Annotated in this window: 15 protein-coding genes; 3 read left to right on the forward strand and 12 right to left on the reverse strand. The window is 64.0% G+C overall.

Annotated features, from left to right (window positions below):
- Window positions 1-59: 59 nt before the first annotated feature.
- Window positions 60-713: a helix-turn-helix domain-containing protein gene (locus tag HIM68_RS08990; RefSeq protein ID WP_139468112.1), complete on the forward strand. Its 654-nt coding sequence runs from the start codon at window positions 60-62 to the stop codon at window positions 711-713.
- 74 nt (window positions 714-787) lie between these two features.
- On the opposite strand, the gene HIM68_RS08995 is transcribed toward HIM68_RS08990, so the two are convergent.
- Complete coding sequence (locus HIM68_RS08995; protein ID WP_172171531.1) at window positions 788-1,936, reverse strand: aromatic acid exporter family protein; 1,149 nt, start codon at window positions 1,934-1,936, stop codon at window positions 788-790.
- Between the two features lie 85 nt (window positions 1,937-2,021).
- Here HIM68_RS08995 and pepN point away from each other — a divergent pair, with 85 nt between their 5' ends.
- Entirely contained in the window at window positions 2,022-5,150 is a 3,129-nt protein-coding gene (gene pepN, locus HIM68_RS09000; protein ID WP_172171533.1) for an aminopeptidase N, read from the forward strand.
- A gap of 363 nt (window positions 5,151-5,513) precedes the next feature.
- On the opposite strand, the gene HIM68_RS09005 is transcribed toward pepN, so the two are convergent.
- From HIM68_RS09005 to HIM68_RS09020, 4 genes are all read right to left on the reverse strand, one after another.
- Window positions 5,514-6,602, reverse strand: coding sequence for a C40 family peptidase (locus HIM68_RS09005; protein ID WP_139468109.1), 1,089 nt, complete (start codon window positions 6,600-6,602; stop codon window positions 5,514-5,516).
- Between the two features lie 318 nt (window positions 6,603-6,920).
- The gene (locus HIM68_RS09010; RefSeq protein WP_172171535.1) at window positions 6,921-8,036 is read right to left on the reverse strand and encodes an LLM class flavin-dependent oxidoreductase; all 1,116 of its coding nucleotides are present in this window, start codon (window positions 8,034-8,036) and stop codon (window positions 6,921-6,923) included.
- Between the two features lie 163 nt (window positions 8,037-8,199).
- Window positions 8,200-10,428, reverse strand: a complete 2,229-nt coding sequence (locus tag HIM68_RS09015; protein ID WP_172171537.1) for a DUF222 domain-containing protein — start codon at window positions 10,426-10,428, stop codon at window positions 8,200-8,202.
- Between the two features lie 584 nt (window positions 10,429-11,012).
- Window positions 11,013-11,672, reverse strand: a complete 660-nt coding sequence (locus HIM68_RS09020; RefSeq protein ID WP_229663978.1) for a helix-turn-helix transcriptional regulator — start codon at window positions 11,670-11,672, stop codon at window positions 11,013-11,015.
- 109 nt (window positions 11,673-11,781) lie between these two features.
- Here HIM68_RS09020 and HIM68_RS09025 point away from each other — a divergent pair, with 109 nt between their 5' ends.
- Window positions 11,782-12,810: an NAD(P)/FAD-dependent oxidoreductase gene (locus HIM68_RS09025; protein WP_172171539.1), complete on the forward strand. Its 1,029-nt coding sequence runs from the start codon at window positions 11,782-11,784 to the stop codon at window positions 12,808-12,810.
- 66 nt (window positions 12,811-12,876) lie between these two features.
- Here the strand turns inward: HIM68_RS09025 and HIM68_RS09030 are convergent, their stop codons facing one another.
- From HIM68_RS09030 to HIM68_RS09060, 7 genes are all read right to left on the reverse strand, one after another.
- A complete protein-coding gene (locus HIM68_RS09030) occupies window positions 12,877-13,272 on the reverse strand; it encodes a universal stress protein (protein WP_172171541.1) in 396 nt (131 codons plus the stop codon).
- A 133-nt stretch (window positions 13,273-13,405) separates the two neighbouring features.
- Window positions 13,406-14,839 (reverse strand): APC family permease, encoded by a 1,434-nt coding sequence (locus HIM68_RS09035; protein WP_229663977.1) that lies wholly within the window; start codon window positions 14,837-14,839, stop codon window positions 13,406-13,408.
- Window positions 14,840-14,944: 105 nt separating this feature from the next.
- On the reverse strand, window positions 14,945-15,646 hold the full coding sequence (locus tag HIM68_RS09040; protein WP_172171543.1) for a type 1 glutamine amidotransferase: 702 nt from the start codon (window positions 15,644-15,646) through the stop codon (window positions 14,945-14,947).
- Window positions 15,643-16,869, reverse strand: coding sequence for a dipeptidase (locus tag HIM68_RS09045; protein ID WP_172171545.1), 1,227 nt, complete (start codon window positions 16,867-16,869; stop codon window positions 15,643-15,645). Before HIM68_RS09045 ends, HIM68_RS09040 begins: the two co-directional genes overlap by 4 nt.
- A 112-nt stretch (window positions 16,870-16,981) precedes the next feature.
- Window positions 16,982-18,139, reverse strand: coding sequence for a DUF819 family protein (locus tag HIM68_RS09050; protein WP_172172113.1), 1,158 nt, complete (start codon window positions 18,137-18,139; stop codon window positions 16,982-16,984).
- A gap of 222 nt (window positions 18,140-18,361) precedes the next feature.
- Window positions 18,362-18,670 carry a DUF3870 domain-containing protein gene (locus HIM68_RS09055; RefSeq protein ID WP_139468103.1) on the reverse strand — a complete coding sequence of 103 codons (309 nt, stop codon included), beginning with the start codon at window positions 18,668-18,670 and terminating at the stop codon, window positions 18,362-18,364.
- Between the two features lie 48 nt (window positions 18,671-18,718).
- The gene (locus HIM68_RS09060) at window positions 18,719-19,519 is read right to left on the reverse strand and encodes a serine hydrolase (protein ID WP_172171547.1); all 801 of its coding nucleotides are present in this window, start codon (window positions 19,517-19,519) and stop codon (window positions 18,719-18,721) included.
- Between the last annotated feature and the right edge of the window lie 93 nt (window positions 19,520-19,612).

The following is a 19,612-nucleotide window of genomic DNA, read 5'->3' on the forward strand; positions in this document are numbered from 1 at the left end:
ACAGTGCACCCTCGGCCATCGTTCGTCAACCCGAACGGCCTAACCGCTATAGTGAACCCATGACTTCTCGAAGCAACGACGATTCGCTGAATGACGCTCAGGGCAGCTCCGACCCCGAGTCCGCTCCCAGCGCCACCGATTCCGACGCCACAGCGCCCGGCCCGTCGCTCTCACCGAGTCAGCAGATCGCGGCGGCGCTGAAACGAGAACGACTGCGCGCCGGACTCTCCCTCTCCGAGGTCGCCAGGCGCGCCGGCATCGGCAAGTCGACGATGTCCGGGCTTGAGACGGGAAGCGGAAATCCGAGCCTGGAGACGATGTGGGCTCTGGCCGCTGCGCTCGACATCCCCCTTGCGCGCCTGCTCGACCCGCCCCCGCACGAGGTCGCCTTCCAACACGTCGGCGATATGCCCAGCCTGCCCTCGACCACCGCGAACTATGTGGCCACCCTGCTCTCGCCGTCGCCGACGAATGCCCGACGCGACGTCTACTTCATCCAGGCCGAACCGGGTGAACCCAGGGAGTCTCAGCCGCACCCGCAGGGCACGATCGAACATGTCATCCTCGGCCGCGGGGCCGCACGCATCGAAGTGCTCGGCAAGTCCTACGAATTGGGCGTCGGCGACTACCTCACCCATCCGGGCGATCAGCCTCACCGGTTCACGGCTCTGGAGCCGGGCACGAACGCCGTCTTCGTCGTCGAAAGCAGCTGACCGCCTCGGGGACGCCCCGTTCGACGCAAACCCCATCCGGCGTTCTCTCCGCAGTACGCGCACAGCTTCGACGGCTATTCGACGGCCGGTCCGTCGTCATCATCGGCGTTCACGGCCAGCGGTGGAAGCCGGGACTGGGCTTCTTCACGAGTGAGTCCCGCGGCCTGCAGCAGGTCGACGGCGACTGTCCGCAGGAGCAGGACCATCGACTCGTCGTGGATGTCCCAATCTGGCTTCGCTCGCGGATCCAGAGCCCCCGCCGCTTCGGACAGGGCCGCCTCGGCGAGGGAACGGTCGGTGCCGCGGCGCAGAGCGATCTCGAGCTTCTTCGCACCGTCGGCCAAGGATCCGACGTAGTCGGCGATGACGGGTTTGGCGACGCCGAGCTCGGTGATGCCGACGACGCGGCGGGCGATGACTCGCATGGTCCGCATCGCGCGGTCGGAGAAGGTGTGGGCACGTGACAGGCGGGTGACTTCGGCCGCATGCCGGCGGGCACGTGCGTTGATCTTCGCGGCTTCACGGGAGATCCGCAGGGATGAACCCCAGGAGTCGATGATGTCCTGGGTTTCGCGAGCACGCTCGAGGGCTCGTCCTGCCATCGTCACATCGGCTTCGCGCAGGGCTCGTTTCATCATCCTGAGGACTGCGTCGACCTCCTCGAGCATGTCCGCGGCCAGGCGACGCGGAGCCTTTCGAGCGTCGCGCGGGATCAGCAGTGCCAGGAGGATGGCGCAGACGGATCCGGTGAGAGCGTCGAGGGTGCGCGGGAACGGCATGGTGGTGGCGCTGGCAGGGACTACGACGACGTAGACGGATTGGACGGCGATCTGGGTGATGAAGATGCCGCCGGAGTTCAGTATCGTGCCGATCGTCAGGCCGATGATCAGGGTCAGGGCGAGCTGCCAGATGCCGGAGCCGTAGAAGTTGACGAGTATCTCGCCCACGAGCACCCCGAACGTCGCTCCGATGCCGATCTCGAGGGCGCGGCGCAGGCGACGGTCGACGACGGGGCCGATGCCGACGGCGGAGGCGACCGCGGCGAGGAACGGATACGGGTGGCCGAGCACATAGACGCAGAAGGCGTAGGCGGCGGTCGCGGCGATGGGGATCTGGATCAGCTGACCGGAGTTCACCCACACTCGCTTGAGCCCTAAGCGCAGGCGGTGGGCGACGACGTTGAACCCCCGCCGAGGCAGTTCGCTGACCCGATTGTCCGCCATCAGTCCCCTCTGCCGCTCGCTGGTGCTGTACTCAGAATACCGGAAATGTGGCATGCTAAAGTCTGTCCGCCGAGGAGGCTATTGAATGACAACGAATCTCACCCGAAGCGAAGCGCAGAGCCGAACACAGCTGCTCGAGGTCGATTCCTACTCAGTCCATATCGACGTCAGCAACGCCGAAACCGATGCCGACACGTACCTGTCTCGCACTGTCGTCGACTTCTCCGCCCGCTTCGTCGATTCGACATTCATCGACCTCATCGCCGACTCCGTGACCTCAGTTCTGATCAATGGTGAGAGTCTCTCCCCCGCCGAGGTCTTCGACGGCGCCCGAGTCACGTTCCCCGTCCGCGCCGGCCGCAATTCCCTGACGATCGAGGCGCAGGCCCGCTATTCCACCTCGGGCGAGGGTCTGCACCGGTTCACTGATCCGGCCGACGGCAAAACCTATCTCTATACACAGTACGAACCCACCGACGCCCGTCGCGTCTTTGCGAATTTCGACCAGCCCGACCTCAAGGCCGAGTTCATCTTCACGGTCACCGCTCCCGCACATTTCCAGGTTCTGTCGAACCGGGCCGAGGCGCGGACGGAACCGGCCGATGGTGCGGCGGGGGCCGCCTCGGCGGGATTCGAGCCTGCGAACGGATACGAGTCGTCTGCCGCGGTCACCCATTGCTTCGAACCGACGCTCAAGCAGTCGAGCTACATCACCTGCATCACCGCGGGCCCCTACGAGGGGGCGACGGACGAGTGGACGGATCCGCGCACCGGGCAGACCGTGCAGTTGGGCGCGTGGACGCGCGCGAGCCTCGTCGACCACCTCGACGCGGAGGATATCTTCGGCGTTACGAAGGCGGGCCTCGACTTCTTCACCTCCGAATTCGACTACCCCTATCCATGGGGCAAGTACGATCAGATCTTCGTTCCCGAGTACAACCTCGGCGCGATGGAGAACCCCGGTCTGGTGACGTTCACGGACAATCTGATCTTCCGGGACAAGGTCACGGACGCGAACTACGAGTCCCGTGCCAATGTCATCCTGCACGAGATGGCGCATATGTGGTTCGGCGATCTCGTCACGATGAAGTGGTGGGATGACCTGTGGCTCAAGGAATCCTTCGCCGATTTCATGGGCGGGCTCGCGCTGGCCGAGGCGACGCGGTTCAACGATGGGTGGGTGACCTTCGCGTTGCGCCGCAAGGCGTGGGCGTACACGCAGGACCTGCATCCGACGACGCACCCTATCGTCGCCGACATCCCCGATGTCGAGGCCGCGAAGCTCAACTTCGATGGCATCACCTATGCCAAGGGCGCATCCGTGCTCAAGCAGCTCGTCGCGTTCGTCGGCCGGGAGGCTTTCTTCGCAGGTTCGCGGCTGTATTTCAGACGGTTCGAATACGGCAATACCGAGTTGGCTGATTTCCTCGAATGCCTCGCCGAGGCGGCTCCCGACCGGGACATCGCGAACTGGGCGGCCGCGTGGCTGGGGACGTCCGGAGTCTCGGAGCTGTCCCTGCAGCTCACGACGGCAGACGGTTCGTCTGGGTCCCCGGATGGGTCGGCAGGGTCCACGGTCGGGTCGGCCGCGTTCTTGCAGGGCGGGGCCGGAATCGGGGCCGACGGAGATTCTGCCGGTTCCGACGTCTCCGCGCAGAGCGCGGGACGAGGGAGGCTCGTGGCTTCGAGTTCGGGCGCAAGGCTGCGCAGCCCGGATGCGGTCGGCGACGGTTTCGATGAGGCTGCCGGAGCCGCTCACGGGGCAGGATCCGGGTCGGGCGGCAGGGTGAACCCGCCTCGGCGACGGTCCGGTTCGGAACAGGTCACGGGTGCCACGATCACTCAGTCCGATTCGGCCGAGGGCACAGCCCTGCTGCGGCCGCACACGATCGAGATCGCCACGCTCGGGCGGTCGGGGCGGGCGATCGTTCCCCTGGATTCCTTCCGTTTCGAGTTCTCGACCGAGTCTGCCGACGTCGAGCAGCTGATCGGTCGCAGCGCCGGCGTGATCACTCTGCTCAATTACAACGACCTGGACTATGCGCGGGTGCGCCTCGATCCGGAGTCGACGGAGGCGGCGGTCACCTCGGCGTCGCGGATCACGGATCCGCTGTCACGGGCCCTGGTGTGGTCGGCCTTGGACAATGCGGTGCGCGATGGGCTCATGCCGGTGCAGAAGTACCTCACCGCCTATGCCCGCAGCCTGGGCAAGGAGAGTCATGCCGGGATCATGGCGGGGCTCAGTCAGACCGCTCTGACCTGCATCGATCAGTGGGTGGCGGATCGGAATTTCGATGCCGCGATCATGGGGCTTTTGGGAGCCGCGTTGGATGCGTTGGCGGCGGCGAAGGCGGGTTCGGATGCGCAGCTGCATCTGGCCAACCTCGTATTGGCGCTGACGTCGCGGACGGCCCGCTGTGCCGCCGGCAGTTCCGCGGTGGCTATGGGGCGTGGGTTCGCCAGCCAGATCCTGACGGTGCCGGTCGGTGAGGAGATCGACCGGATGTATGCCGGAGCTCCCGGGCAGGCCGGTTCGGCTGATCGGGCTGGTTCGGTTGGGCAAGCTGGTTCGGCTGGGCAGGCCGGTTCTGCTGATCGGGCCGGTTCGGTGAGTCAGTCGGCCGAAGCTTCCGGTGGTGCCCGCACGGGTCGAGGCGCCGAGCATTCGACTGCGACGCTGCCGTTCCGGGGTCTCATCAATGATCATGCGCTGCGGTGGAATGCGCTGACGGCGCTCGTCTGCCTCGGGTGGGCAGATCAGACGGATATCGCGCGGGAGAATCATTCGGATCCCAGCTCTTCGGGTCGACTTCACGCCGAGACGGCCAGTGCCGCACTGCCTCTGCCGATCGTCAAGATTCGTGCCTGGGAGGCGATCCGCGAGGCGGGAGCGCTGAGCAATGATGTTCTGTCGGCGATCATCGCCGGGTTCATCGCGCCGAGTGCGATGCCGCTCATCGAGGAGTATGTCGATGAGTACTTCGATGGTCTGCTCGGGTTCTGGACGGACAATTCGATTGAGATCGCTCGCCGCCTGGTGCTCGGCCTCTATCCCCGGTGGTCCGTCGACGAGGAGGCTGTGGTCGAGAAGACCGACGCATGGTTGGCCGCCAACGACGATGCACCTGCGGCTCTGCGCCGGCTGGTCATCGAACGTCGGGATGATCTGGCCCGTGCCATCTTCCTGAAATCGACTCAGAGCTCGCGGCACTGACCGGCGGTCGCCTCGGAGAAACCATACGGCGGTCGCCTCGGTGGACAAGTTTCGATGAAATCGGGTCGCCGGTCATTCCGGTCGACTCTGCTCGATAGCCGCCTCGGCGGGCACCTCTCCCCAGGCCAGGCCCCTCCCCTCCCCTGGCCAGGTCTCTCAGCAATCGCCATGCTCAGCAGACCTGGCGATGCTCCCCAGCCAGAGCCGTGCTCAGCAACCTTGGCGATGTTCCCAGCTAGGCCCTACTGAAATCATTGATGGCCGGTGCCCTCCTCAGGGCACCGGCCATCAGTGTGTCGTCTGGTCACTCGACTGAACTGGTCAGGTCCTGGTTGCAACCGGGACCATCTGACTCGATCCAGATCAGAGGATGCGGCGGGCTCCGGAGAATTCGTTTCCGGTGTCCCACTTCTTCCAGTCGGTGATGTAGACGTCTTTCGACGCGTTCGGCGAGTGGATCATCTTGCCGTCGCCGACGTACATTCCGACGTGGTGGACTGTTCCCGAGCTGGTCGAGAAGAACAGCAGGTCTCCGGGCTTGAGGTTCGACGAGGAGACAGCCTTGCCCGCCTTCGCCTGTTCTCCCGAGTCGCGAGGCAGATCGATGCCGTGGGCTTTGTAGATGGAGTAGGTGAATCCGGAGCAGTCGAATCCGTAGGCGGAGACTCCGGCCCACAGGTAGCGCAGGCCCTCGAACTGCTTCGCGGTCTTCACGAGGTCTTTGCCGCTGGGCTTCTCGGGTTTGTCGCCGACGTCGTAGACATCCACGTCATCGATGTCGATCCAGGCGGCTCCGCCTCCGGGGAGAGCGACGCGGACATCATCGACGTCCTGGGCGATGAGCGGCAGGTCGACGTTGAAGCTGACGTCGGCACCAGTGTCCTTGGTGAATTCGATGCCTTCGAGTTCGCTCTTGGGCTTCGTGACCACTGCGCGGGGCTGGTCTTCGGCGAGCTTTCCGAAGCGGTCGTTTTCGACCAGCTGCTTCTTGGGCAGCCAACCCGGGTAGCCCTTCTTGTTCTTCGGGGTCTTCTGGTCGGTCACGGCGACCTTTGCCCAGCTGCCCTTGGTTTCGAGGACGGAGACTTCCGAACCGTAGGTTGCCTGTGTCTCGGTTTTTCCAGTCAGGCCCCGGCGCACATCGGTGGATTCGAGGTTCTTGTTCCACTTCTTGAGGTCGACGGGGTGCTGGAGCGCGGGCTTGTCGACCTTGCGAGGGGCCTTCGGGTCGGTCCACAGTGTCGCGACCGTGACATCGACGTAGGCGGTCTCGCCCTTTTCGATCTTGCCGTCGGTGATTCGTTCGAGTTCTTGGCCGGGCACGACATCAGCGGAGATGCCGGACGTTTTTGCGGCGTCGGTCGACGACAGATTGCTCGACAGTGCGGGAGCACCGGCGCCGAAAACCAGTCCGACCCCAAGTGCTGCCGAAACAGCAATTTTGGTACGCATTATTTCTCTTTCGGTCTGCAGGCCGGGGCCCGCGTGGGGGAAGTCTCCGAAGGTGCGCGAGCGCATTCGGCGTACAGCATTCGCCTCCGTTTCGACCTCTCCGCAAGGAGCGGCCTCGCCGTAGACGAGGTTCTGCACGGTGTCGATTCTACTGGCTGTCACACGACTGTCAGCTTTCATGACACTGTGACAGGATAACGCGGACTGGTCGTGGATTGAAGTCCACTTGCCCGAATCGATGCTGAGCTGAGACTTCGGCCCGGTGCCGATGGCCGATATCGGCCCCGATCGGAACCGGGGACAGACCTCAGCCAGGTGTCACATATCGGTGCCTGCATCAGCGACGCCGGAAGCTCCGGTGGAGCCGAGGAATTCCGTGGCAAGCAGGTCGATCGTCTGAGTCCGTCCTGGGTCTTCGCGTACGTCTTCGCCTTCCACGGCACCCGCAATCGGCTGAATCATGATCTCGTCGACCTCGAAGCGCTCGGCGAGTTCCTCGAGCTGCGCGGACACGGATTTCGTGTCGCCGATGATCCAGTTGCCGGAGAGCTCTTCGCCGACCATACGCTCTTGGTCGGTCATCACCGATCGCACGTCGTCGCCGGCCAGGTGCAGCTTCTCCATCGGTCCGCCGGTGCGCATTCTGGCCATCTGCAGCATGAATGGCTCCGAGCGCAGCCGCGCTTCTTCCTCGGTGGGTGCTGCGACGACGTTGGCCGTGACAAAGGTCTGCGGCTTGTATCCGTAAGCGCCAGGCGTGAAATTGTCGCGGTAGATCTTCATTCCGGTGGTGGCACCCGATGCGAAGTGGTTGGCGAAGACATAGGGCATGCCGAGTTCAGCTGCCAGCCTGGCCGAGTAACCGGATGAACCGAGCAGCCACGGCAGCGGCTGCGTTCCCGGAGCTGCCGCGGGCGTCGCCTTGAGCACATGTTCGCGTCCACCGTGAAGCGGAACTCGCATCCCCTCGGGCCGCATGAGGCTGAGAGTGTCGATCACGTGCTGGGGGAACTGTTCGACGGGATCGATTGCTCGTCCTTCACGGTCGACCATCCGTCCTTCACCGAGGTGGCCGCGCATTGCCGCCGAAGTGATCGGGTCCGTCCCCGGTGCGCGACCGATTCCCAGATCGATGCGGTCGCCGTAGACAGCGGAGAGCAGAGCGAACAGCTCGGCGACCGCCAGCGGGGCGTGATTGGGAAGCATGACTCCACCGGAACCGAGGCGGATCTGCTGTGTTCCCTGGCCGAGGTGCATGAGTTCGGGCCCTGGCATCGTCGATGCGATCGAGGGCATGTTGTGGTGCTCGGCGACCCAATAGCGGGTGAATCCGAGCTTGTCAGCCGTGTCGATGATCTGCTTTGAGGCGGCGAAGGAGTCTGCTGTCGTTTGTCCTGTACGGACAGGAACGAGGTCAAGGATCGAAAGCTTCATAACGAGGCAACAGTGCATGTGAGAAGAACATTCCGTTCCCCGCGGACCACGCCGCCGATGAACCGCACCATTGGTCTCGGCCACGTGTCCCGCGAATAACAGTCACATTGCCCGGGTTTTGCCAGCCGAACCCAAGTGCTTGTCAGCTGAACCTAAGTGCTTGTCAGCCGAAGAGAGTCTCTCCGATTTCCCGCGCGATGAACCGTGCGTGGAGCACCGGTTCTTGTGCTGGATCGATGGTCGCCGGTGGCACCCACGCGGGCCGACCGTCGATGAGCATTCTGCAGTCCCAATCGGTGTAATCAAGCAGGTGGTGATGCGCTGAACAGGCCAAAGTGAGATTGTTGACGTCAGTCTTGCCGTTCTGCGCCCATGGGACGATATGGTGCGCTTCGCACCAGCCGGGAGGAGTGTCGCATCCGGGGAACGTGCATCCCTGGTCACGGCTGGCGAGAATTGCCAGCTGTTTCTCTGTGGCCAACCGTCGTTCTGTCGCGAGTGCCAACGATTTCGCTCTCTCGCCCATGAGGTGGAAGAAGACCGATCCGTTCAGTCCTTCCAGAGCAGCGGAATCGATCGGGAACGGCGTTTCGACTCCCGTGACGGCCTTGCCGGTCCGGTTCGCCAGGTCTTCTGCCTTGGCTGTGACGACCAGTGCGTACGCCGCTCCGGCCTTGATGCGGTTCATTTCGATGCCGCCGATGACGCTGGAGAAACGCTCGTAGATGCGACGCCGGACACTCGGCTGCTCAGCGGCCATCGTCACCAGTGAGCCGTCCTGCCTCACCCCGGCTCCCTGCGGGATCTCACCATTCGCGCCGACCTGCGGCGGGGTGAAGTCAAGCGAAGGGTCGAGACAGTCCGCGCGGTCGCCGCGCAGAACCTCCGTATAGGCGTCGACGACTTCCTGATCGAGGTCGCTCACACTGTCACCGCCGCGTTCGGCTGCGGGGCGGGCGTCGTCGGCAGATCGGGTTTCGTCGGTGGCGCTCGCTCCGTCGATCGGGCGTTCGCCATCCGCGGGAGCGGCATCGATTCCTGCCGCGTTCGCGCAGTTGTCCTCGTCCGACTGAGAATCGGTTTTGATGCGCGAAGTCAGCAGGCCGTTGAGGATCCCACCGGTCTCCTCGTCGAGGCGACCTTTGAGGGTCCACGTTCCGTCCTTCGCCTGGCGCAGGTTGACAGCGAAGCTGTCCCGGTCTGCCGCTTCTTTCGGTTCCTGGCCGTCGGGATCGATCCAGCCCAGGATCTCTTCGAAGAGTGCATGGATATCGCAGACGCGAACCGACTGAGCCTTTTCGACGAGCAGGCTTTCAGCCTTGATCTTGTCGTCCTCCGATACGTTCACAGGCAGGTTCTTCAAGCATTTGGAGATCGTCGACGCCTGGTTTGCCGAGAGCACTCCTTCACGAAGGGCCGCTGCGAGAATCGGAAACTGCGCCTCGATCGATTCCCCGCTCATGCTGGTCCGCTTTCCCAGGCACTCAGCGAGCTGAGTGCGGCGATAGGCCTCTTGTGCAGACAGGTTGAGCCGATGTTGGACCAGCGCCTTCGTCGTCTTCGCCCCGTAGTCGCGGGGCGTGCCGACACGTTCGAACACGGAGAGGGTCACGACCGACAGGGACTCCGTCAGACGGTTCAAGGTCTCAAGACCATCGAGAAGAGTCACCGCGTCATCGGGCCCCATGGGGCGAGTGAAGTCGTGGAGCCCGTCGAGCAGGCCCTGCAGAGCGCAGATGCTTTCTGTGACTTCCGGGGCTGCGTGCTTCAAGTCTGACCAGCGAAACTCGTCGAGCAGGGGATGCGTGTCAGCTTCTGAGTCATAGCGTTCGGCGAGTGCCTTGTGTCGCTCCGCGCGTTCTGCCTCAGCGATACGTTCGGCTTCTTTCTGCGCCCGCTTCTTCGCCTCGTACCGCTCAACGTGGGCGTTCCACTCCGCTCTTTCACGCGCGAGTTCTTCGTCCTCTGCGCGAGCCTGCGGGTTCTTCTTCAGATACTCCTCACGCTCCGCAGCTCTCTGTGCCTCACGTTCTTCGCGCTTTGCTTTCATCCACGCGCTTTGGCGTGCTTCGATCTCTCTGATGCATGCCTGGACCTCTGCCTCGGTCTCCGGCATCGTCGTCCTGCTCGACCAGGGCCCCTGCCCGGCGTGGATATCACCGTTCGGAAGAGCAGGCACAGCTGCGTCAGCCTCGATAGCGGTTGCTTGACCGCCGCCTGACGCAGCTGCGCCGCCGTCGACGACTTCATCGCTGCCGTCCTCGACGGCGTCACTATGTCCGTCACCAGCCTGGTCGGCGATCGCCTCGCCGTCGGTCAGGTTGTCGGCGATCCCGTCGAATCTGTCGGCGAGAGGATGACCGGTCAGATCGAATCCGGCCTCAGCGAGCAACTCCCGGTACGTCGACCTGGAGGAGCCACCGTCGGCAGACCGGGCAGAAGAGCCGGTTGCAGCTGGAGGAAGGTCACTGGGCGGTGAACCTTGAGGGGGTGGCGCCTGCGAAGCCTTTCCCGCTTCGCGATCGTTGTGCTCGTCGTACCTTCGGTCGGGAATGAGAGCCATTTTCTCTGTGTCCGTTCATCATCGTCGATGTCTTCGGCTTGGCTCCATTCTAATCCAGGAATAGAACAAAGTCGATAGTTCTGTACGATTTATTTGAGATATTTTCTCTGTTTTACTATTTTGTACTATTTACGCTGGTCAATGGGAGATCTCACTCGGAGTGCGGTGTTTGACAATGATCGCTGGCGGCGACCAGAAGAAGGGGCTCTCACCTACGGTGTCGACGAAGTGGACCTAGACTACTTCTCGCCACTGACGCGAGCACGCAGGACCAGGACCCCGCCACAGCCACCCGGGCAGAACTCACGTCCCGCCACGGTCACGCTTGCGGAACTCACTTCCCGCCACAATCAAGCGCGCGCAACCGACGCCCCGTCGTATCAACGAGCGCCTGCGCCGGCCCACAGCTCCACTCAGCTCTTCATATGAACGCGCTGTCCTTCGGGTCCGAACAGGCTGAGATACTCGACCCCGCCGTCATCGGCTCCCCCGAACCAGTGCGGAGTGCGCGTATCGAACTCTGCGGCCTCTCCAGCACTGAGAACCATCGTCCGGTCGCCGAGGATGAGGGTCAGGCGACCGCGGATCACATACACCCATTCGAATCCGGGGTGAGTCTTCAGCGCACCGAGCTTCGGTGTCTGCCGACCGTCGACGATGTGCTTGAAGGCCTGTACTCCGATCGCTCCGCGGCTGAGCGGCAGGATCGTCTGATCGTGGAACTTCCGCGGGGAGATATGAATGCGCGGATCGCCGATCGGCGGAGTCCCCACAAGCTCATCGAGCGGGAGCCCATAGACCCCAGCCAGCGGCAGCAGCAGCTCCAAACTCGGCTTGCGCTTCCCGGATTCCAGGCGCGACAGTGTGCTCGTCGACATTCCGGCAAGCTCAGCCACCTCGTCGAGGGTGCGCCCCTGCTCCTGCCGCAGCCCTCGCAGGCGAGCGCCGACACCCGCCAAAGACTGCCGGATAGCCTCCTGCGCCTCAACCGGGGCGGACCCATCGGAGAGGATCTCCGACATCCGACCCGTCGCATGAGCGGCGCGCTCCCCTGACTCTCTTGGCTCTTCCATGCCCTCAGCATGACACAATTTGCTGTTTCTGCAAACACGTTTGCACTTTTATACGGGCTAGGAACACACTCGAATAGACGCCGACCATCCATCAGCACACAGGAGAATCATGACCACCCAAACTGCACCCGTAAACTCCCAGCCAACTGCGCCCGACTCGTCGGCCGAATCCGCGCAGGATTCCTTCGATGTCGCCGTCATCGGCGGTGGGGCAGGCGGCCTCGCCGCATCGATCGCCCTGGCCAGGTCTCTGCGATCCGTCGTCGTCATCGACGCAGGCCAGCTGCGCAATTCCTCAAGCGCACACGCGCACAACGTCCTCGGCCACGAAGGCATCAGGCCCCAGGATCTCGTGGCGAAAGGCCGCGCCGAGGCCAAAGAGTACGGCGTTGCCTTCATCGATGCGACCGTGCAGCAAGCACGCACGATCGATTCGGAACCCCACCCCGCCAAGGCGGCTCCGCGGTATCGATTCGAACTGACCACCTCGGCGGGGGTCGATGTCAGGGTCCGACGCATCATCATCGCCACCGGTTTGAGCGACGAACTTCCGGACATCCCGGGTCTCGCGGAAGGCTGGGGCGACTCCGTCCTGCACTGCCCCTACTGCCACGGCTTCGAGGTGCGCGGACAGCGCATCGGGGTCATCGGCACAACGGCCATGTCATACCACCAGGCGATGCTGTTCTCCCAGCTCAGCGACCACGTCAGCTTCATCCGGCACAACGCTCCCGCCCCTGATTCCGAACAGACGGCAATGCTCGATACGCTCGGCATCGAGTTCATCGATTCCACCGTCACCGAGGTGGCCCGCACCGAGTCCGACACCGTCGTTTCACTGGCGGCCGCCGAATCCGCGGACGGAGCGGAATCGCTTACCTTCGATGCGCTCACCGTCGGTGCGTATGGTCGAGCAAATGCCGACCTGTTCGCCCAGCTCGGAGGCGAGGTCGTCGCTCACCCGAGCGGGATGGGCACCTATATTCCGACGCAGATGGCAGGGCAGACCGATGTGCCCGGCGTCTGGGCGGTCGGCAACAGCGCAGACGTGTCGGCGATGGTCGTGGCCAGCACAGCCAGCGGGGTGATGGCCGGCGCTCATGTCAACGCCGATCTCATCATGGAGCGGCTCCGCTGAGACGTGCGTGCGGCGGGTGCATGACAGCCCAGCGAGGCGGGTTGCGTGTGCGCTGCGGTCAAGCCCTCAGTGCGCGGCTTTGACGCACAGTACCGGGGCTTCGGCGTCGAGGATGACCTTCTGAATCGTCGACCCGAGCAGAAACTTCCCGACCGGGGTGCGCTTCCGGGTTCCGAGCACGATCAGTTCGGCTCCCACCTCGTTGGCGGTGTCGAGGATCTGTTCGGCCGGGTCGTACTCGCTGCCCAAGGTCAGTACGCGGAATTCGACGTCCGCCGTGGTCAGGTAGTTGTTGACCGATTTGAGCTCCCCTTCGCCGAGGCGGTAGGAGTCGCTGCGCTGCGCCGACCGTGACGCATTGACGACGACGAGCTCCTTGCCGTCCTTCTTCGCCTGCGCGATGCCGGCATCGAGAGCAGCGTGTCCGGCGGGATTGTTGACGTAACCGACAAGTACTGTCATTTTTCACCTTCGTTGGATTGAGCTGTACAGATCCGAGCGCGCAGGTCGGGAACCCACAGTCCCAGCATATCGAGCGATGCAGACATGGGTCGGCGAGCGGCCCCGGCTGCGCCGCCTCGGCGAGGGGATGAGCTCACGACAGCTCTTCGGGATTGCGGAATCGGGTGCTCGTGCCCTTCGTCGAACGGTTCCAGAACCAGGTCACGGCCCACAGGACGACACCGATGCCGACGAGCGCCGCCGCGATCTGATACTGGATGAGCTCATCGAGACGGGCCCACGGACCAACGAGGAACACGCAGGTGATGACTCCGATCCACGGCAGAATCGTCGGTGCCTTGAAGTGTTCGGCATTGCCGGACTTGTCCTTGCGCAGGATGAGCACAGCGACGTTGACGACGGCGAACACTGCCAACAGCAGCAGCGAGGTGGTGCCGCCCAGGGACGCGGTCACCGTCTCGGGCAGGATCGTGGACACGAAGAAGATGAGCGCGAAGGCGATCAGCGTCGTGAAGATGATCGACACCCACGGCGAGCGGCGTCCGGCCAAGACCTTCGCGAACACGGGCGGGAGCACGTTCTGCTTGGCCATTCCGTAGAGCAGACGGCTGGCCATGAGCATGTTGATCAGGGCCGAGTTCGCAACGGCGAACATCGTCATGAATGGGAAGATCGTATCGATCGGCAGGCCCGGAGCACCCTCCCGGACGACCTCGAGCAGCGGCGTCTCGCTCTCGGTGAGCACGCCGATGGGCACTGCTGCGACGGTGACCAGGGAGACGAGGACGTAGATGATGCCGGTGATCGTCAGACCAGAGAGCATGATCTTCGGGAAGATCCGCGGATCCTTCGTCTCCTCGACCATGTTGACCGAATCCTCGAAACCGACCATGGAGAAGAAGGCGAGCGCAGTGGCACCGGTGACCGCGAGGAAGACGCTCTTGTCGCCCTCGGTCTCGAAGATCATCACGCGTGAGAAGTCGGCGTCACCCGAACCGAGTGCGAAGAAGCCGACGACGATGACCAGCAGCAGACCGCTCAGCTCGATGAGAGTGAGGACGACGTTGAACCATACGCTCTCGCCGACTCCGCGGAGGTTGATGAGCGCGATGAGGGTGAGGAACGCCAGCGCAATCCACATCACCCCTGTGCCGGAGACGTCCCAACCGAAACCGGCCACGAGGTTCGCCGCGAAGACATTCGACGCCGTCGATGCCGAGGTGATTCCGGAGCTGAGGACGGCGAAGGCGACGAGGAACGTCACGAAGTGGATTCCGAACGCCTTGTGCGTATAGAGCGCGGCACCCGCGGCCTGCGGATACTTCGTCACGAGTTCCATATAGGAGAAGGCGGTGATCAGCGCGATGAGGAAGGCGAGGATCACCGGTGCCCAACCGGCACCGCCGACCTGCCCGGCCACCTTGCCGGTCAGTGCATAGACGCCGGTTCCGAGGATGTCACCGACGATGAACAGAAGCAGCAGCTTCGGCCCCATGACCCGCTTGAGGGTCTCGGGCTGGTGTCCGTCACCGGGGTCGATTGTCGTCGTGGGTTCTTTGTCGCTCACGATTCCTCCGTGTCCAATGCGGCGGCTGTGCCGCATACCTGGCAACCCTGACTGTGGTCAGAGCCTCGCCTAGTATGCCTCAGTCACGAGCCTGACACACAAGCTTCAGTTCCGAACCACCGTGAGAAACGCGGAGAACAGGGCCTTCGAATCACGTTCGCTCTCCGGCCCGAGCTCCATCGCTTCTTCCAACAGGGTATCTTTATCGAACCCCAAAGTCTGCAGTTTCTCCGCATCCCAGCGCTCGATGTTCGCCCGCGTCGACTCCGGGTGGAACTGCGTCCCCCACGCCCTGCCGACCCGGAACGCCTGGAATTCGCAGGCCTCGCTCCTGGCGAGCAGGGTCGCCTCCTCGGGGAGGGCGACGATGCGGTCGACATGGCTTTCGACGAACGAGGTCCGTGGCCGGATCGCGGAGAACACCGGGTCCGCGGCCGCCTCGGCGGTGGTGTCGATCCGCGTGTATCCCTTCTCCGGCGCCCCGGTCCGAGCCTGCACATCGCCCCCGATGACGTGGGCGACGAGCTGCCCGCCGAGGCAGATCCCGAACTGCGGCAGATCCGTGGCCAGGGCATGGCGGACGAGTTCGGCCTCATCGGCCAACCACGGGGCCCGGTCCGTCTCATCGGGCATGTACCCGCCGCCGAGCATGATGAGCCCGTCATAGCCATCGAGCTCCGAGGGCCCGGGCAGGGGTGAGACCCCGCCGATGCGCAGATCGAACTCGACGTTCTCGCTGATCATCCACCGTGTCAGCAGCCCCGGCTGGGACTCGATGTCATTGACGATGACGAGCAGCCGCGTCATGATTCCGCCCCCGCCGAGGCGGCCGAACCATTGCCTGCGGACCCGACGTTGCCGCCGCCGTTCACCGTCGCCGAGGCGGCCGTGCCGTTGGCCGCGGAACCGGCGTTGGCCGCGGACGGTGCGTCGACCGCCGAGCCGAGGAACGCCGTGTACGCATCCTCGTGCGCGTCGAGGACGCGCATCGCATTGTCGAAGCCGATCTTGCGCAGGTCGGTCTGCGACCAGCCGCGCGAGGCGAGCTCGGCGAACAGGTTCGGATACTGGCCGGCATCACCGAGTCCGGTCGGCAGCTCATCGACTCCGCAGATGTCGCCGCCCAGTCCGATGTGGTCGATGCCGATCCGTTCGCGAACGTAATCGCAGTGGTCGGCGACCTGGACCACGGTCACCTCGGGGGCGGTTCCCTGTTCTCCGGCGTCGACCCATTCGCGGCGGGCGTTCGAGACGAACGAGGGCACGAACGTCATCATCGCCACTCCCCCGTTGTCGGGCACGCGGTCCAAGACGTCGTCCGGGATGTTGCGCGGGTGCGGGTTGAGACCGTACGCGCAGGAGTGGGTGAAGAGGACCGGCAGGGTGCTCTGGTCCAGCGACTGGTGCATGACGGTGGGCGCGACGTGGGAGAGGTCGAGGATCATGCCGATCCGGTTCATCTCCGCCACGACCTCACGTCCGAAGACGCTCAAGCCGCCGTGGACCGGTTCGTCCGTGGCCGAGTCGGCCCAGGAATGAGTGGTCGACCACGTCAGAGTCATATAGCGGGCCCCGGCGCGGGCGTACGACCGCAGCACGGCGAGGGATTCGTCGATCTGCTGACCGCCTTCGACGCCCATGAGGGAGGCGACCTTGCCGGCTGCGCGAGCCGCACGGACGTCGGCGGCGGTGCGGGCGAAGGCAAGTCGTTCGGGGTAGGCGGTGACGACACGCTGGACCGCGTCGATCTGCTCCCATGTGGCCTTGATCGCGTCGGCGCCGGTGATCGAGGAATGAACGTAGACGGACCAGTACTGCGCGGCCACGTGTCCGGCCGCCAGCTGATCCATCGTGGTGAACGGCGAGACGGCCGGGTCGTTGAGCCCCTCCACGCTGTAGTCGCGTTCCTCGCGCAGGTACCAGGCGAGGTCGTTGTGTCCGTCGAAGACGTCGACGGCGGGTGCGGATGCTGCGTCTGGTGCGGATTCGGTGCCGGGTCCGGCTGCGGAGGCTGTGTTGGGTGCGGTCATGGTCGGGTCCTTCCGGTCGGGCGGATTGGGTCGGTGCAGGGGTGCACGCACGGAACGGTACTCCCGCGATGGGGAGGTCGGCCGCCTCGGCGAGGTGGGGTCGGTTCGTTCATCATGCCAGCCCGGACAGGATCTGGGCCGACCACAGGCCGAGGAACGTGCCGAGGAACGTTCCCATCAGCGCGAACAGCACACCGACGGGGACGAGCTGTCGGTTGAAGGCTCCCGCAACGACCGGCGCCGAGGCGATTCCGCCGATGTTCGCGGTGCTGGCCACGGCGATGCTGAAGAGCTCGGTGCGGGTGAGCTTGGCGTAGATGAGCATGATGGCGATGTGGACGACGAGGACGATGATGCCCGCCACCAGATAGAGCGGCGCTTCGGCCAGGGAGGTGAAGTCCGAGCCCGAGGCGATGATGCCGATGATGAGGTAGAGCAGGATCGTCGCGAGCTCATTGGATCCGGCGGTCCTGCCGAACCGAGTCGATCCGATGGCCAGCCCGAGGACGCTGACGATGAGGATTGTCCACGCCGTACCGTCGATGACCGCTCCGACCTCGGGCAGCAGTTCGCCGAGGCGGATCGCCAGGGCCGAGGCCAGCAGTGCGAATCCGATGAGTCCGAAGATCGACGACAGCGTCATCGGCTTCTCCTCCTCGGCCGAGACTCTGTCGGTGAAATCGAGCTTCGACATATCGGCCTTCGTCCACTTGTCGAACTTGTCGGAGACTGTGACGGAGGAGAAGATGAGCAGCAGCCAGAAGGAGTAGAGCACCGTGTCGACGATGAGGACGTAGCCGAACACGTTCTCGGGTGCCTGGAGGACCTCCTGCACCGCGACCATGTTCGCCGAACCACCCGTCCACGAGGCGTTGAGAGCGCCGAGGGCCTTCCACGCTTCCGGGTCGAGGCTGGAGTGCAGGATGAGGTAGCTGATGATGAAGCCGATGATGATGCTCGCCGCGGTCACCGCAAAGGTGAGCAGCAGTTTGGGCCCGAGCTTGATGATCTGCCGGATATCGCACTTGAACAGCATGAGCAGGATCATCGCGGGCAGCATCACCTCGCGCAGGGTGTCGCCGACCGCGGTGATGTCTCCACCGTCGTGGTCGAAGACGCCGAACGTGTTGAGCAGCGCCGCCACGATGTAGAGGATGACGAAGCCGGGCACATATTTGAAGAGCTTGAAGCGCCCGCTCCGGTCCGCGACGACGAGCGCTGCGGAAATCGCCAGAAGCAGGCTGATGAATAGAAAACCGTCCGTGATCACTAACGACACTTCCTCATTGAATACGTCCATCCCGGCAGAGGCAGAGCCGACGGTGCCGCAGCTGGCTGCGCCGCACGGCGCGGATGGCAGCAGCACCGGTTGGGCCAGTGGCAGAGCCACGGGGGCGGCACCGAGGATGCCTCCGGGATGGAGCAATGTGCAGTTGTCGATCGGATCCGGTCCGGTGAGGGCCCGGGCAATCGGGGTGGTCGAAGGCGCTGCCTAAGCGGTGACCTCGCGGTACTTCTTCGCGGCGTTGTTCACTGCTGTGATCAGCGCCTTCTGCGAGGATCCGTGGTAGCGGCGCTGGATGCGCTCTATCAGTCGACCAGGGTCCGTGATGTCGGCATCGACGAACAGGCTCCGAATGAAGTTCCGGGTCAGAGCCAACGTCGCCGTGCAGTCCACATCGAGGATTCGGTGGGTGTCCGGCTGGATCTCGAATGCCACGTAGAACAGACCGAACTGGTTGGTGATCGGGTTGTTCGACGGAGCCTTCGCTTCGCCTGTGAGGTAGATCGTATCGGACATCGCCCACCAGACTACCCCACGGCTCTCGGCGCCAATTCGCGCTCGGGCTCAGAGGAACCGGTGGATCGCGTTGCCGGCCTGCCGCATGATCGGCATGACGTCGACGACGCGGTCGGTGCCCGGTTCCCAGTTCGCGAACACCGCATAGGCGACGCGACGCGTAGGCGTCATCACGGTCCCGGCATCGGCCCGGATCGTCCCGTTCGTGCCGGTCTTGTTCCACACCCACACGTCCCGCTGGTAGTTGTAGTGAGCGAGCGGGTCCAGATCGAACGCCGAGGCGACCATCGAGGTGTCCGCGCCGGCTCCCAACCAGCGCCGGAAGACCTCGTTCGTCGACTCGTCCCAGAATTCGTCCTTGGCGTGCCTGGCCATGAAATCACTGAGCTCCGCGGCCGTGCCCGTCGACAGTGTCCGCGGCGCTTTGGCCGGGCGCGGCCAGCGCAGAAAGTCGTGCAGACCCGAGTTCCTGTACCCGAGCTTCTCCACCTGATCCGCAACATTCTCCAGCCCGACCCTGCGGATGAGCACGTTCGTGGCGAAGTTGTCGCTGAACGCCCCGATGAGCAGAGCGACGTCGAAGATGCTCAGATCGTCCTGCTCCATGAGGTACCAGATCCCCGATTCGTCGACCCTCTCCGAAGGCCGCCGATGCAGGCGTTCCTCCAGGCCAAGCGTGCCGTCCTTGTACATCTGCAAGGCAGTGTGGAGGAGGAAGACCTTGCCCATGCTGGCGGTGTCGAGTTCGTCGTTCTCATTGTGGGCGAACACCCGTTCCCCACTGTCGACGTCGAAGGCCAGAGCGCTGAATCGCACTCCGGGCAGTCCATCGAATTTCAGTTCGCTCATCAGCGTGCTCCTGTCAGTCTCGTTTCGTTCATGTCTGCGCGCCCGCGATTCGTTCGCCTCACCGAGCCGGGCCATCGGCACGTGGTCGGCACC

This window comes from Brevibacterium sp. CT2-23B, assembly GCF_013168765.1.
Taxonomy (GTDB): domain Bacteria; phylum Actinomycetota; class Actinomycetes; order Actinomycetales; family Brevibacteriaceae; genus Brevibacterium; species Brevibacterium sediminis.

Coding starts and splice junctions, on each gene's coding strand:
- HIM68_RS08990 (WP_139468112.1), top strand. CDS start 60: ATGACTTCTCGAAGCAACGACGATTCGCTGAATGACGCTCAGGGCAGC.
- HIM68_RS08995 (WP_172171531.1), bottom strand. CDS start 1,936: ATGGCGGACAATCGGGTCAGCGAACTGCCTCGGCGGGGGTTCAACGTC.
- pepN (WP_172171533.1), top strand. CDS start 2,022: ATGACAACGAATCTCACCCGAAGCGAAGCGCAGAGCCGAACACAGCTG.
- HIM68_RS09005 (WP_139468109.1), bottom strand. CDS start 6,602: ATGCGTACCAAAATTGCTGTTTCGGCAGCACTTGGGGTCGGACTGGTT.
- HIM68_RS09010 (WP_172171535.1), bottom strand. CDS start 8,036: ATGAAGCTTTCGATCCTTGACCTCGTTCCTGTCCGTACAGGACAAACG.
- HIM68_RS09020 (WP_229663978.1), bottom strand. CDS start 11,672: ATGGAAGAGCCAAGAGAGTCAGGGGAGCGCGCCGCTCATGCGACGGGT.
- HIM68_RS09025 (WP_172171539.1), top strand. CDS start 11,782: ATGACCACCCAAACTGCACCCGTAAACTCCCAGCCAACTGCGCCCGAC.
- HIM68_RS09030 (WP_172171541.1), bottom strand. CDS start 13,272: ATGACAGTACTTGTCGGTTACGTCAACAATCCCGCCGGACACGCTGCT.
- HIM68_RS09040 (WP_172171543.1), bottom strand. CDS start 15,646: ATGACGCGGCTGCTCGTCATCGTCAATGACATCGAGTCCCAGCCGGGG.
- HIM68_RS09045 (WP_172171545.1), bottom strand. CDS start 16,869: ATGACCGCACCCAACACAGCCTCCGCAGCCGGACCCGGCACCGAATCC.
- HIM68_RS09055 (WP_139468103.1), bottom strand. CDS start 18,670: ATGTCCGATACGATCTACCTCACAGGCGAAGCGAAGGCTCCGTCGAAC.
- HIM68_RS09060 (WP_172171547.1), bottom strand. CDS start 19,519: ATGAGCGAACTGAAATTCGATGGACTGCCCGGAGTGCGATTCAGCGCT.